Below are 13,523 nucleotides of genomic sequence, written 5' to 3'. Positions count from 1 at the left end.
AGCTATTGGATATTTTACCTAAAATAAAATGAATTATGAAAGATAACGAACTATCTAATATACTTAACCAATACGAAAGTAGCGAGCAAATTGATGGACAATTATATACCCTCAATTTAGGACCTACGCACCCCGCAACACACGGTATATTCCAAAATGTACTAACGATGGATGGGGAGAAAATACTTCACTCAGAGCAGACGGTAGGCTATATTCATCGTGCTTTTGAGAAAATATCAGAGAGAAGACCTTACGCTCAGATTACTACGCTTACAGACCGTCTTAATTATTGTTCAGCTCCAATCAATAACTTAGGGTGGCATATGACGGTGGAAAAACTCATCGGTTGTAAAGTACCGAAAAGGGTAGATTATATGCGTATTATCATTATGGAGTTGGCTAGAATTGCAGACCATTTGGTATGTAATGGGGTAATAGGAGTAGATACAGGAGCCATTACAGGGTTTACCTATGTGTTCCAAGACAGAGAGCGTATTTACGAAATGTACGAGCAAATCTGCGGAGCTAGAATGACTACCAACATTGGTAGAATTGGTGGTTTTGAGAGAGATTTTAGCCCTAAATTTCACGAATTAATTAAAGATTTTATTAAAAACTTTCCAAAAAGATTCCAAGAGTTTTGTAACCTAATGGAACGAAACAGAATCTTTATGGATAGGACTATCGGGGCAGGACCTATTTCGGCAGAAAGAGCTCTTAATTATAGCTTTACAGGACCAAATCTTCGTGCAGCTGGGGTAGATTATGATGTGCGTGTAGCACAACCTTACTCATCTTATGATGATTTTGATTTTATCATTCCAGTAGGAACGGCAGGAGATACTTATGATAGATTTATGGTTCGTCAGCAGGAGATATGGGAAAGTTATAAATTAGTTAAAAATGCTTACGAAAACCTTCCAGAAGGTGATTATCACGCAGATGCTCCAGAATTTTATTTGCCAGCTAAAGCAGATGTTTACACCAAAATGGAAGCACTTATCTATCATTTTAAAATTATTATGGGAGAGCAAGATATTCCTAAAGGAGAGGTGTACCATTGTGTGGAAGGTGGAAATGGAGAGTTAGGCTTCTATCTTATTAGTGATGGTGGAAGAACGCCGTACAGACTGCACTTTAGAAGACCGTGTTTTATATACTATCAAGCGTTCCCAGAGATGATAAAAGGCTCTATGATTTCTGATGCTATTGTAACTATGAGTAGTATGAATGTAATTGCAGGAGAGTTAGATGCCTAAAATTTTGCTAAAACTAATATAAAGACTAGAGTACAAAGTACTTTTACAAGATAAAAAAATGAACGAGACAGTTATAGCTTTTAAGCCAGAAACCTTAGAAAAGGTTCATAAAATCATCGCTAGATATCCTGAAGGGAAACAAAAATCGGCACTTATTCCTGTTTTGCATATTGCACAAAAGGAATTTGGAGGGTGGCTTAGTGTTCCCGTGATGGACTATGTGGCGGAGGTGCTTAACATATTGCCAATAGAGGTGTACGAAGTGGCTACCTTCTACACGATGTTTAATATGAAGCCGGTAGGTAAATATGTGCTAGAAGTGTGTAGAACAGGACCTTGTATGCTCAATGGGAGTGATGATATTTTAGATCATATTCGTAAAACACTTAACATTAAGGATGGAGAGACTACGGAAGATGGTTTGTTTACATTAAAACCAGCGGAATGTTTAGGGGCTTGTGGCTACGCACCAATGATGCAGTTAGGGAAATTTTATCATGAACATTTAACTAAAGAGAAAGTAGATGAAATCCTTGAGCTATGCAGACAAGGAGCCATTGCTTTGGATTAAATAAAAAGAAAAAATGAGTAAAAAACTTTTACTTAAAGATGCACATATAGAGGGTATTCGTTATTTTGATGTTTACCGCAAACAGGGAGGTTATCAAGCGGCAGAAAAAGCGCTTAAGATGACTCCTGAAGAAATTTTAGAAGAAGTAAAAACTTCTGGACTTAGAGGTCGTGGGGGAGCAGGTTTCCCTACGGGGCTTAAGTGGAGCTTTTTAGCTAAGCCAGAAGGAGTGCCTAGACACTTGGTAGTGAATGCCGATGAGTCAGAGCCAGGTACTTTCAAGGACAGATATTTGATGGAGTTTATTCCTCATCTTTTAATTGAGGGAATGTTAATTTCGTCTTATTGTTTAGGTTCTAATGCTTCTTACATCTACATTAGAGGAGAATATTCTTGGATTCCTGATATTTTAGAGGAAGCTATCGAGGAGGCTAAAAAAGCAGGATTTTTAGGTAAAAATATATTAGGTTCTGGTTTTGATTTGGAAATTTATGTCCAGAGAGGAGGTGGAGCTTATATTTGTGGAGAGGAAACCGCTCTTCTAGAATCATTAGAAGGAAGAAGAGGTAATCCTAGACTAAAACCTCCATTCCCAGCGGTTAAAGGGCTTTGGGAAAGACCTACGGTAGTTAATAATGTGGAGTCTATTGCCGCAGTAGTGCCTATTATCAATATTTCTGGAGCAGAATATGCTAAAATTGGAGTTGGGCGTTCTACAGGAACTAAGCTAATTTCAGCGTGTGGTAATATCAATAAACCAGGGGTTTATGAGATTGATATGACCATTACCGTAGAAGAATTTATATATTCTGATGAATATTGTGGTGGAATACCTAACGGAAAGCGTCTTAAGGCGTGTATTCCTGGAGGAAGTTCTGTGCCTATTGTACCAGCTAATTTATTGCTGAGAACCATAGATGGCAAACCAAGATATATGAATTACGAATCTCTTTCGGAGGGAGGATTTGCTACGGGGACGATGATGGGGTCAGGAGGTTTCATCGTTTTAGATGAAGACCAATCTGTAGTGAAACATACGATGACTTTAGCTCGTTTTTATAACCACGAAAGTTGTGGGCAATGTACACCTTGTAGAGAAGGAACAGGATGGATGTATCGTATCCTGAAAAAGATTGTAGAAGGTAAAGGAGAAATGTCAGATATAGATTTACTTTGGGATATTCAAAGAAAAATAGAGGGTAATACCATTTGTCCGTTAGGAGATGCGGCGGCGTGGCCTGTGGCAGCAGCTATTCGCCATTTCCGTGATGAGTTTGAATGGTATGTTAAAAATCCAGAGCTGGCATTAACTCAAAACTATGGTTTAGGGAGCTATGCAGATCCTATTCCTTTAAAAGTGGAAGAAAGTAATTAGAATGAAAACTAAGTATATATACATATTTTTGCTCTTATTTGCTTGGAGTTCTGTTAGCTCTCAAGTTAGGGATAATAGACCTTTTAAAAAAGGTGCTATGTTTCTTTTTTGGGGGTGGAATAGGGCTTGGTATTCAAACTCTGACATAGGTTTCAGTGGTTCTAGATATAAGTTTATGCTTCACAATGTAAAAGCAGCGGATAGACCCACAGATTTTGATTTAGGAGTTTATTTTGGACCTACTAAGATTACAATACCCCAAACTAATGCAAGAGTAGCTTACTTCGTTAAAGATAATTTGGCATTAGTTTTTGCTATTGACCATATGAAGTATGTAATGGAGCAAAATCAAGTAGTTGATTTTAGTGGTGAAATCAAAAATCCATATGCCTATTATGTTAAAGATAGTAAAGTGGATTTGAGTGATGAACAGTTTTTGACTTTTGAGCATACAGATGGGCTTAACTATGTTAATCTTGGTCTAGAAAAATATAATTCTTTAGTCAATACTAAAAATGTAGATATTTATTGGGCTTATGGTGGAGGAATAGGTGGTTTATATCCTAAGACTAATGCTAAATTGTTTGGAAATGAAAGAAGTGATAGATTTCATTTGGCAGGTTTTGGAGCTGACGCCAGAGTAAATTTGAATTTAGTATTATGGAAGCATTTTTTGGCTAGACTTGAAGTGAAGTATGGATACATAAATATGTTTGATATAAAGACGACCTTAAACAATACAGATAGAGCTTGGCAAGATTTTATGTTTGGTCAAGTTAATTTTGGGATAGGATATACATTTAATACTAAAAATAATTAACCAAATAGGTTTTATTTGATGCTTCAAATAAACCAATCGTATAATATTATGAGTGAGGAAGTTAAAAAGTTTAAAGTAACTATAGATGGGCAGACTACAGAGGTTGCTCCTGGTACTAGTATCTTAGAGGCTGCTAGACAAATCGGGGGAAAATCTGTGCCGCCTGCAATGTGCTATTATAGTAAATTGGAAACTAGTGGGGGGAGATGTCGTACTTGCTTGGTAGAGGTTTCTAAAGGCTCTGATGCTGACCCAAGACCAATGCCTAAACTTGTGGCAAGTTGTCGTACAACAGTGATGGACGGTATGGAGGTAAAAAATTTAACTTCTGAGAAAACTCAGGAGGCCAGAAAGGCAGTTACTGAGTTCCTCCTTGTCAATCACCCTTTGGATTGTCCAATTTGTGACCAAGCAGGAGAGTGTCATCTTCAAGACTTAGGCTATGAGCATGGAGTAGAAAATACAAGAACGGAGTTTGAAAGACGAACTTTTGAGCCAGAAGATATAGGTCCTTATATTAAACTTAATATGAACCGTTGTATCCTATGTGCTAGATGTGTCTTAGCTGCTAATCAGCTTACGAAAGAGAGAGAGCATGGGATATTATTTAGAGGAGATCACGCCGAAATATCTACTTACCTCAATAAAGCACTGGAGAATGATTTTATAGGAAATGTGATTGATGTTTGTCCTGTAGGTGCTTTAACGGATAATACCTCTCGTTTTGCGAGTAGAGTATGGTTTACAAAACCGATGAACGCAACTTGTAAGTGCGAAAAATGTAGTGGTAAAGCGGTATTGTGGATGAAGGGTGATGAGGTTATCAGAGTAACGGCTAGAAAAGACGAATACGGCGAAGTAGAAGAATTTATTTGTAACAATTGCCGTTTTCATAAGAAAGATGTTAAGTATTGGAATGTTGAAGGTCCGAGACATATAAGCAGACATTCTGTAATTTCTGCTAATCATTACGAAGACTCAACGAATGCTTATGAACTTTTGGAGGATAATACAGCGAAGGAAATAGAAAATTCTACAGAAAATAGAAATCAAGAAGAAGAAAAATAAGTTATGGATTTATTGATTTTTAAAACGATATTAGTACTCTCTCTTTTTATTCTGTCTCTTACGGTAGCAGCTTATTCTACTTGGGCAGAAAGAAAGGTGGCTGCGTTGATGCAAGACCGCATTGGTCCTAATAGGACTGGTCCATTGGGGTTATTACAGCCTTTGGCTGACGGTGGTAAATTTTTCTTTAAGGAAGATTTTATTCCTAAAAATTCAGAGAAATTTTTATTTATTTTAGGTCCTGGTTTAGTGATGTTTATATCACTTATTACAGGAGCAGTTATCCCTTGGGGGAAAAGCCTTAACATCGGTGGAGAATCGTTTAGTTTACAAGTAGCTAACATAGATGTTGGGGTGCTTTACCTTATAGGTATGGTATCTGTGGGAGTTTATGGTATTATGATAGGTGGTTGGGCATCTAATAATAAATATTCGCTTATAGGTGCTATTCGTGCCTCTTCTCAGATGATATCTTATGAATTGGCTATGGGATTAGCATTGTTGTCTATCATTATGATGGCAGGTTCATTAGATTTAAGAGTAATCACAGAAGTACAAGGTACAGGCAAACTATGGGGCGTAATTCCTGTAGGCTCTGGAATGAATTGGAATATTTTTTATCAGCCTGTAGCGTTTTTAGTTTTCTTGGTGGCTGCTTTGGCAGAGTGTAACCGACATCCGTTTGATTTACCAGAGTGTGAGGCTGAGCTCGTGGCTGGTTTTATGACAGAATATTCTGCAATGAAGCTGGGATTATATATGTTTGGAGAGTATGTTAATATGTTCATTTCAAATGCCTTAATGGTTGTTTTATTCTTTGGTGGTTACAACTATCCAGGGATAGAATGGGTAACGACTACCTATGGCGAAAATGTAGCAGGAATTTTAAGTATTGTTGCGTTTTTGAGTAAAACATTCTTTGGTATCTTCTTGTTTATGTGGATTAGATGGACGCTTCCTCGTTTCCGTTACGACCAACTGATGCATCTTGGTTGGAAGACTTTAATCCCATTAGCATTGGTTAATTTATTGATAACAGGAGCGGTAATATTAGCGTTTGGAAGTTAATACCAAATTTATAAAATTGAAATACAAGATAAAGACAATTAAATAATGTCTAACATCTAATATCTAATAGATAATGAAATTAACAAATAGATCAAAAGTAGTTTCTAATAAAAAGATGACTTTGGCGGAAAAGGCTTATCTCCCTGCTATAGTTAAGGGTATGAGCATTACACTAAAGCATTTTTTTAAGAAAGATAGTACGATACAATATCCAGAACAAGAAAAGCCAAGGGCTAAAGTATGGCGTGGGAGACATGTTCTTAAAAGAGATGATGAAGGTAGAGAAAGATGTACCGCTTGCGGGCTTTGTGCAGTTGCTTGCCCTGCGGAAGCCATTACGATGACTTCGGCTGAAAGAACTAAGGAAGAAAAACATCTTTATAGAGAGGAAAAATATGCTTCTACTTACGAAATTAATATGTTGAGATGTATTTTCTGTGGATTGTGTGAGGAGGCTTGTCCTAAATCGGCGATTTATCTTACAGATAGATTAGTAGATGTAGAGTCTAACCGTGGTTCTTTTGTCTATGGAAAAGACAAACTAGTGGAGGATATGAACAATAGAATAGATATTAGTGAAAGACAAAAGAAATCTTATTAAGTAATGGAGCAGATTGTTTTTTATATTATTTCAGGTTTAGCGGTTATTAGTGCTATCTATTTTGTAGCAGCTAAAAATCCGTTATATAGTATATTGTCTTTAGTAATTACATTTTTTTCTATAGCAGGATTGTATATATTACTTAACGCTCAATTTTTGGGAATTGTGCAGATTATAGTATATGCAGGAGCTATTATGGTTTTATTCTTATATGTGCTTATGATGCTCAATCTAAAGGAGAAAGACGAAGGCAAAAAGAATAACCTAATGAAATTTGCAGGAATTTTCTCTGCAGGACTTCTTTTAGTAGGTTTTGTAGGAGCTTTAAGAGGTTATGTAGGAAATGAATTACCTGTAACTGAGATTACAGAAGGTGTAGGGCTTACCAAAAATTTGGGAAGATTATTGTTTAATGAATATGTATTGCCGTTTGAGTTGGCTTCAATTTTAATTCTTTCGGGGATTGTAGGAGCGGTGCTAATTGGTAAAAAAGATTTATAAAATATTATGGAAATGAATTCTTTTGTACAGAACATTCCTTTGGATTATTATGTAGTTTTATCTACATTTCTATTCTGTTTGGGTGTTTTGGGTGTTTTGTTAAGAAAAAATGCCATTGTTATTTTGGGATGCGTAGAGCTTATGCTTAATTCTGTAAATCTATTATTAGTAGCATTTTCTACCTATTACGGAGATGCTCATGGGCAGATGTTGGTATTTTTCATTATGGTGGTAGCTGCGGCAGAAGTAGCTGTGGGACTGGCTATTATTACTATGATGTACCGAAATATAAAATCAGTAGATATTAGTATTTTAAATAAATTAAAAGGATAAAAGAAATATGGAAAATATAGTTTATGCAATTGTTCTTTTTCCTTTATTAGGCTTTTTAATCAACGGATTATTAGGGAAAAGATTACCTAAAATTGTAGTAGGCGGTTTGGCTACTGCGGTGGTATTTGTTTCATTTTTACTTTCGGTTTATATCTTTACACAGTTCAATTCGGATAGCCCAGCTTTAGTGGTAAAGGCTTTTGAATGGTTCCGTGTTAATGGTATGCAGGTTAATTTTGGGTTTCAGGTAGACCAGCTTTCTTTAATGATGATGATGATCATTACAGGAATTGGTTCTTTAATCCACTTGTATTCTATTGGATATATGAGCCATGACGAAGGCTTCTATAAATTCTTTACTTATCTCAATCTGTTTATATTCTCTATGTTACTTCTAGTAATGGGAAGTAACTATTTGATTCTGTTTATCGGTTGGGAAGGTGTTGGTCTTTGTTCTTATTTATTGATTGGTTTTTGGTATAAAAATCAAGAATATGGTAAGGCGGCTAGAAAGGCTTTCATTATGAACCGTATAGGGGATTTAGGTTTGTTGATAGGTATTTTTATGTTAGCTTCTAAAGTAAATGCGGTAGATTATCTAAGTGTAGCTCAAAACTCATCTACGTTCGCTATTGATAGCCCTGTGGTTATCTTTATAACATTGAGTTTATTTGTAGGAGCGGTAGGTAAATCGGCACAGTTGCCATTATTCACGTGGTTACCAGATGCTATGGCGGGACCTACTCCAGTGTCTGCACTTATCCACGCAGCTACGATGGTTACAGCGGGGATTTATTTGGTAGTTCGTTCTAACTTTCTATATTCTTTAGCACCTACAACATTAGATATTATCTTGTATATAGCATTGCTTACAGCGGCTTTAGCAGCGTTTATGGCATTAAGACAAAACGATATTAAAAAGGTATTAGCTTACTCTACGGTGTCCCAGTTAGGGTTTATGTTTGTAGCTTTAGGAGTAGGAGCTTATACAGCGGCGATGTTCCATTTGATGACACACGCTTTCTTCAAGGCATTACTGTTCTTAGGTTCAGGTTCTGTAATCCACGCAATGAGTGGAGAGCAAGATATGAGATTTATGGGAGGACTTAAAAAGTATATTCCTATAACTCACGCTACTTTTCTTATAGGGACATTGGCTATATCAGGAATGCCGTTATTTTCAGGTATGATTTCTAAAGATGAAATATTGGTGTCTGCGTATGCTAAAAATCCAATATTCTGGGTAATTCTTTTCATAATAGCAGCTATGACGGCTACTTATATGTTTAGGTTGTATTACCTTACTTTCCACGGTTCTTTCAGAGGAACGGAGGAGCAAAAACATCACCTTCACGAAAGCCCAATTAATATGACTTTACCATTGATGGTTTTATCAGTGCTGTCTTTGTTGGGTGGTTTCTTGAATTTACCTCATTTTATAGCTCACGGAAAATACCAAACTTTATACCATTGGTTAGAGGGCTTGTATGTTTACAAAAAGGAAATGGTGGAAGTACCATTTAATACAGAAATGATTTTACTAGGGCTTACAATACTAATGTTCTTGGTAGTTTGGTTTGCAGTAAGATACTTATATGTTACTAAAAATAAACAACCTAAAGCTGAATACACAGGTTGGGAAAAACTGTCTGCTCAAAAATTATATATAGACGAAATTTACAATGCTGCTGTAGTAAAACCAGTAGAAGGTTTGGGTAAATTGGCTTCTATGTTTGATAAAGGAATTTTAGACCGTTTAGTAACGCTTGTAGGTTTAGGTTCGATAGGTTCAGGTAGAGTATTCAAAAAAGTTCAGAATGGAAATGTAGAAAACTATATTTTGATTATGTCTTTGGCGATAGGTATTATTTTAATTATTAACTTTTTAGTTCTATAATAGATGTTATTATCATTATTACTATTACCTCTTGTAGGTTCAGGATTGGTTTTTGCTTGGAAGAGCTCTCAGAGTAGGTATTTGGCATTTGGTATAGCTTTAGTCCAGCTGTTACTGGCATTTGTGATGTTGTTTAATTTCAACTACGCAGATTCTGTAGGTGGGGAAATGCAGTACCAAATACAATACGATTGGAGTTATTTGATAAGAAGTAGCTTAAGCTTCGGTGTAGATGGTATGGGAATGCTAATGATATTGCTTACCAATATTTTAGTGCCTTTTATCATTCTGTCTTCGTTTAATCAACAGACATCTTATAGAAATACTTTTTATGGACTTATCTTATTGATGCAGTTTGGTCTTTTAGGCGTTTTCACTGCGTTAGACGGTCTATTATTCTATATATTTTGGGAAGTTACCCTTATTCCGATATGGTTTATATGCGGAATTTGGGGGCAAGAGGACCAAAGAATCAAAACAACTACTAAGTTCTTTGTTTATACTTTCTTTGGGTCTTTATTTATGTTGGTAGGTTTAGTTTATTTATACAATCATTCAGACTCTTTTGCTTTGATAGATTTGTATAATGCAGCTTTAAATGCTGAACAGCAGACCTTTGTTTTCTGGTTAATTATGATGGCATTTGCGGTTAAGTTGCCGTTGTTTCCTTTCCATACTTGGCAGCCAGATACTTATACTTATGCACCAACGCAAGGCTCTATGCTTTTGTCGGGGATTATGCTTAAAATGGCAGTTTATGGAGTGCTAAGATATCTATTACCAATAGCTCCAGAGGCTGTACTAGGTCTTTCTGGAAAAATAATAATGGTAATGGCAATAGTGGGTATCATCTATGGAGCGTTGATAGCCATTGTGAATAATGATGTTAAGAGAATTATCGCTTATTCATCTCTATCGCATGTGGGACTTATGGTAGCAGGAATTTTTGCTTCTGCTATTGTTACACTTAATGTAACATTTACTTATGAGGGTGCTGAGGGTGCTATGGTACAAACTTTTGCACACGGTATAAATGTAGTAGGATTATTCTACTGTGCTGATATTCTTATCAAAAGATTTGGGACAAGAGACCTTCGTCAGATGGGTGGATTAGCTAGAGTAGCACCTAAGTTTGCAGTTCTGTTTATGATTATTTTATTAGGTTCTATGGCAGTTCCGTTGACTAATGGATTTATCGGAGAATTTATGTTACTAAAAGCCGTATTTAGCTACAATACACTAGCGGTGATAGTTTCTGGGCTAACAGTAATCTTAGTAGCGGTATATATGTTAAGACTTTATGGTAAAGCAATGTTTGGAGAAGGAGATGAAACTGTTTTATCACAAGTTAAAGACCTTTCGGCGGTAGAATTTTCGGTATTGGCAGGGTTATCTGTTTTTGTAATAGTGTTGGGAGTATATCCTAACCTCATTATAGAGATGGTGCAAAGTTCGTTAAAGTTTATTTACGAAACTTCTATGAAGAAATTAGGTTAACAAAAATGATATTTTAAAAAGATGAGTGTTTTAATTACTATATTTATCACAGCAATTATTGCTTTGTTTACAGGTGTTTTTAATCAGGGTAAATATGCTAGGTATGTAGGAATTCTTGGTTTGGGAATTGCGTTATATGTTAGTTTCCTTCCTGATTGTACTTTTTTTGAAAAATACAATGCAATGTTTAGCTATAGTGCTAATACAGCATTATTTACCAAAATATCTTTGGTGGTAACTCTTTTATTATTTTTTATTGCAGGTTTTGCATTTAGTAATCATAGAAGTCACCAGTCGGAGCTTTATGCTTTAATGCTATTTTCTCTTTGTGGAGGTATTATTTTGTTTGGATTCCAAAATATGGTTACTCTATTTTTAGGGATAGAGATACTGTCTATACCGCTTTATGTTATGGCGGGTAGTGCTAAAACCAATCTTCGTTCTGTAGAAGCGTCTATGAAATACTTTTTGATGGGTGCTTTTGCAACGGGCTTTTTGCTTTTCGGTATCGCTTTAATTTATGGTAGTACAGGAAGTTTTGATTTAGCAACTATAGGAGCACACGGAGCTACAAGCAAGATGTTTTTGTTAGGAATTGTAATGATGTTGGTAGCTATGGCATTTAAAGTCTCTTTAGCACCATTCCATATGTGGAGTCCAGATGTGTATCAAGGAGCACCATCTCTCATCACAGGCTTTATGGCATCGGTGGTTAAGATAGCAGGATTTTATGCATTTTTCAAAGTGATGACTTTAGCGTTTATCGGAGGTTTTTCTATGTGGATTAACATTGTGGCTGTGCTTATTATATTAACGCTCATCTTGTCTAATATTATGGGATTGGCACAAACCAATGCCAAGAGAATGTTGGCTTACTCTAGTATTTCTCATGCAGGGTATATTGCACTAATTTTTTTTGGAGAGATTGGTCTTTCTGCATATAATAACTTAGCTCTCTATGTATATAATTTAGCTTTTTATCTATTTGCTTATTCTTTAGCAACGGTGGGTGTATTTATGTGTTTAATATGGGTAGAAAAAATTAAAAGAGAAACTTCTTTTGAGGCATTTAACGGTTTGGCAAAAACAGAACCTTTGTTGGCTGTTGTAGCTTCTGTATCTTTGTTGTCAATGGCTGGTATTCCGCTTACAGCAGGGTTTATAGGTAAGTTTAATGTTTTTAGTCAAGCTATTTCGGGCAATGCTACTCTGTTGGTCATTATAGCTATTTTAGGGTCTGCCTTGAGTATCGCTTATTATTTAAGATTGATTATAGCGATGTTCTTCTATCAAGAAAGTACATTTAAAACTAGTGAAAAAGTAAGCATTACTTATAACATTGTGGCGGTAGTACTTGTGTTGTTGTTGGTAGCGATGGGAGTGTATCCAGATTTATTTGCTATGCAATTTAGACTTTATTAAGAAATAAAACAGAAATCAATTAGTTGATATAGAGAGCATAAACTTTTCGGAGTTTATGCTTTTTTATTGGTATTTATTAGATATAGTTAAATCAAAATAAATTGTCATAAATTTATGTAAATCACCTGAACTCAGAATAAGGATATAAGATTTTGGAATTAAAGCAGAGAAGTTTCGTTGTTTTTTCTTTATTCTCAAAAGAAAGGTGTTTAGGAAAATATATAGGAATCAGTTTTATGGACAACACTACATTAAAGTCCACAAGATATTCAAGGGATTGGCCGAACGAGGAAAGTCTTCTATGAGGTGGTTTTACAGCTTCAAACTACATTTTGTATGTAATGAAAAGGGGAGAGCGGGAGCTTTTATCGTTTTATTTAACCTGAATTCAGGTTGAGTAAATTTTGATAAACCCATCCCTCCAAATCTACTGGAGGGATTTTTTGTTGCTTCTCATAAAGGCTTTCTTAGATAGTAAAACTTTTTTAAAACCAATTATTACTCTAAATTTGCACCGCATTAAAAATAAAGTAAAACCATGAAATACCTTATCGTAGGGCTTGGCAACAAAGGAGACGAGTACACAGAGACTCGCCACAATGTAGGCTTTAAAGTTGTAGAAAAAATTGCAGAAAGCATAGAGGCTCCTTTTAAAACAGCTAACTTTGGCTGGGTAGCAGAGGGTAAATATAAGGGCAGAAAAGTAATATTACTAAAACCCGACACCTATATGAATTTAAGCGGTAACGCCGTGAAGTTTTGGCTAAAAAAAGAGAACATTCCGCTAGAAAATTTGCTTGTCATCACTGATGATTTAGCCTTGCCTTTCGGTACGCTTAGAATGAAAATGAAAGGCTCAGATGCAGGACATAACGGACTAAAGAATATCCAAGAACTCCTACAAACGCAAAACTACCCAAGATTAAGGTTTGGTATTTCTGCCAATTTCTCCGAAGGTAAGCAAGTGGACTATGTACTCGGCAAATGGACTGAAGAGGAACAAAGCAAACTCCCAGAACGCCTAGAACAATTTACTAAGGCTTCTTTAGCTTTTGTATTTGCAGGTATCCAAAATGCGATGACGGGCTTTAATGGAAAGTAATCCGCTTCG

At 35.9% G+C, this 13,523-nt stretch carries 13 protein-coding genes and 1 pseudogene; all 14 read left to right on the top strand.

Translation table 11 applies throughout. The features are described 5' to 3' along the window. Positions 1-35: 35 nt before the first annotated feature. Positions 36-1,259 carry an NADH-quinone oxidoreductase subunit D gene (locus tag D1003_RS07800; protein ID WP_153936360.1) on the top strand — a complete coding sequence of 408 codons (1,224 nt, stop codon included), beginning with the start codon at positions 36-38 and terminating at the stop codon, positions 1,257-1,259. Between the two features lie 58 nt (positions 1,260-1,317). Next, positions 1,318-1,830 (top strand): NAD(P)H-dependent oxidoreductase subunit E, encoded by a 513-nt coding sequence (gene nuoE, locus D1003_RS07795; RefSeq protein WP_004918343.1) that lies wholly within the window; start codon positions 1,318-1,320, stop codon positions 1,828-1,830. 13 nt (positions 1,831-1,843) lie between these two features. Further along, positions 1,844-3,205, top strand: coding sequence for an NADH-quinone oxidoreductase subunit NuoF (gene nuoF, locus D1003_RS07790; protein WP_153936359.1), 1,362 nt, complete (start codon positions 1,844-1,846; stop codon positions 3,203-3,205). Between the two features lie 97 nt (positions 3,206-3,302). Continuing rightward, complete coding sequence (locus D1003_RS07785) at positions 3,303-4,025, top strand: hypothetical protein (RefSeq protein ID WP_252339408.1); 723 nt, start codon at positions 3,303-3,305, stop codon at positions 4,023-4,025. Between the two features lie 48 nt (positions 4,026-4,073). Beyond that, positions 4,074-5,093: a 2Fe-2S iron-sulfur cluster-binding protein gene (locus D1003_RS07780; RefSeq protein ID WP_153936514.1), complete on the top strand. Its 1,020-nt coding sequence runs from the start codon at positions 4,074-4,076 to the stop codon at positions 5,091-5,093. 3 nt (positions 5,094-5,096) lie between these two features. After that, positions 5,097-6,161 carry an NADH-quinone oxidoreductase subunit NuoH gene (gene nuoH / locus D1003_RS07775; protein WP_153936358.1) on the top strand — a complete coding sequence of 355 codons (1,065 nt, stop codon included), beginning with the start codon at positions 5,097-5,099 and terminating at the stop codon, positions 6,159-6,161. A 73-nt stretch (positions 6,162-6,234) separates the two neighbouring features. Then, entirely contained in the window at positions 6,235-6,762 is a 528-nt protein-coding gene (locus D1003_RS07770) for an NADH-quinone oxidoreductase subunit I (RefSeq protein ID WP_013446881.1), read from the top strand. A 3-nt stretch (positions 6,763-6,765) separates the two neighbouring features. Continuing rightward, positions 6,766-7,263: an NADH-quinone oxidoreductase subunit J gene (locus D1003_RS07765; RefSeq protein ID WP_004918355.1), complete on the top strand. Its 498-nt coding sequence runs from the start codon at positions 6,766-6,768 to the stop codon at positions 7,261-7,263. A gap of 6 nt (positions 7,264-7,269) precedes the next feature. After that, on the top strand, positions 7,270-7,596 hold the full coding sequence (gene nuoK / locus D1003_RS07760; protein WP_004918357.1) for an NADH-quinone oxidoreductase subunit NuoK: 327 nt from the start codon (positions 7,270-7,272) through the stop codon (positions 7,594-7,596). Positions 7,597-7,603: 7 nt separating this feature from the next. Next, positions 7,604-9,493, top strand: coding sequence for an NADH-quinone oxidoreductase subunit L (gene nuoL, locus D1003_RS07755; protein WP_153936357.1), 1,890 nt, complete (start codon positions 7,604-7,606; stop codon positions 9,491-9,493). Positions 9,494-9,496: 3 nt separating this feature from the next. After that, the gene (locus tag D1003_RS07750; RefSeq protein WP_153936356.1) at positions 9,497-10,990 is read left to right on the top strand and encodes a NuoM family protein; all 1,494 of its coding nucleotides are present in this window, start codon (positions 9,497-9,499) and stop codon (positions 10,988-10,990) included. A gap of 21 nt (positions 10,991-11,011) precedes the next feature. Then, positions 11,012-12,412, top strand: coding sequence for an NADH-quinone oxidoreductase subunit N (locus D1003_RS07745; protein ID WP_153936355.1), 1,401 nt, complete (start codon positions 11,012-11,014; stop codon positions 12,410-12,412). A gap of 259 nt (positions 12,413-12,671) precedes the next feature. Beyond that, a pseudogene (locus tag D1003_RS07740) lies at positions 12,672-12,764 on the top strand (transposase); the annotation flags it as partial. 186 nt (positions 12,765-12,950) lie between these two features. Next, positions 12,951-13,514 carry an aminoacyl-tRNA hydrolase gene (gene pth, locus D1003_RS07735; RefSeq protein ID WP_014937982.1) on the top strand — a complete coding sequence of 188 codons (564 nt, stop codon included), beginning with the start codon at positions 12,951-12,953 and terminating at the stop codon, positions 13,512-13,514. The last annotated feature ends 9 nt before the right edge of the window (positions 13,515-13,523 follow it).

The organism is Riemerella anatipestifer (assembly GCF_009663465.1).
In the GTDB taxonomy this organism is placed as follows: domain Bacteria; phylum Bacteroidota; class Bacteroidia; order Flavobacteriales; family Weeksellaceae; genus Riemerella; species Riemerella anatipestifer_C.
Note: the sequence above shows the minus strand (reverse complement) of the source record. Positions and strands in the feature narration are given on the sequence as shown.

Bases quoted from the DNA above. Each gene is read 5' to 3' on its own strand.
- nuoE (WP_004918343.1), top strand. From the start codon at position 1,318: ATGAACGAGACAGTTATAGCTTTTAAGCCAGAAACCTTAGAAAAGGTT.
- D1003_RS07785 (WP_252339408.1), top strand. From the start codon at position 3,303: ATGTTTCTTTTTTGGGGGTGGAATAGGGCTTGGTATTCAAACTCTGAC.
- nuoL (WP_153936357.1), top strand. From the start codon at position 7,604: ATGGAAAATATAGTTTATGCAATTGTTCTTTTTCCTTTATTAGGCTTT.
- nuoH (WP_153936358.1), top strand. From the start codon at position 5,097: ATGGATTTATTGATTTTTAAAACGATATTAGTACTCTCTCTTTTTATT.
- nuoF (WP_153936359.1), top strand. From the start codon at position 1,844: ATGAGTAAAAAACTTTTACTTAAAGATGCACATATAGAGGGTATTCGT.
- D1003_RS07745 (WP_153936355.1), top strand. From the start codon at position 11,012: ATGAGTGTTTTAATTACTATATTTATCACAGCAATTATTGCTTTGTTT.
- nuoK (WP_004918357.1), top strand. From the start codon at position 7,270: ATGGAAATGAATTCTTTTGTACAGAACATTCCTTTGGATTATTATGTA.
- D1003_RS07750 (WP_153936356.1), top strand. From the start codon at position 9,497: ATGTTATTATCATTATTACTATTACCTCTTGTAGGTTCAGGATTGGTT.
- D1003_RS07770 (WP_013446881.1), top strand. From the start codon at position 6,235: ATGAAATTAACAAATAGATCAAAAGTAGTTTCTAATAAAAAGATGACT.
- pth (WP_014937982.1), top strand. From the start codon at position 12,951: ATGAAATACCTTATCGTAGGGCTTGGCAACAAAGGAGACGAGTACACA.
- D1003_RS07765 (WP_004918355.1), top strand. From the start codon at position 6,766: ATGGAGCAGATTGTTTTTTATATTATTTCAGGTTTAGCGGTTATTAGT.
- D1003_RS07780 (WP_153936514.1), top strand. From the start codon at position 4,074: ATGAGTGAGGAAGTTAAAAAGTTTAAAGTAACTATAGATGGGCAGACT.
- D1003_RS07800 (WP_153936360.1), top strand. From the start codon at position 36: ATGAAAGATAACGAACTATCTAATATACTTAACCAATACGAAAGTAGC.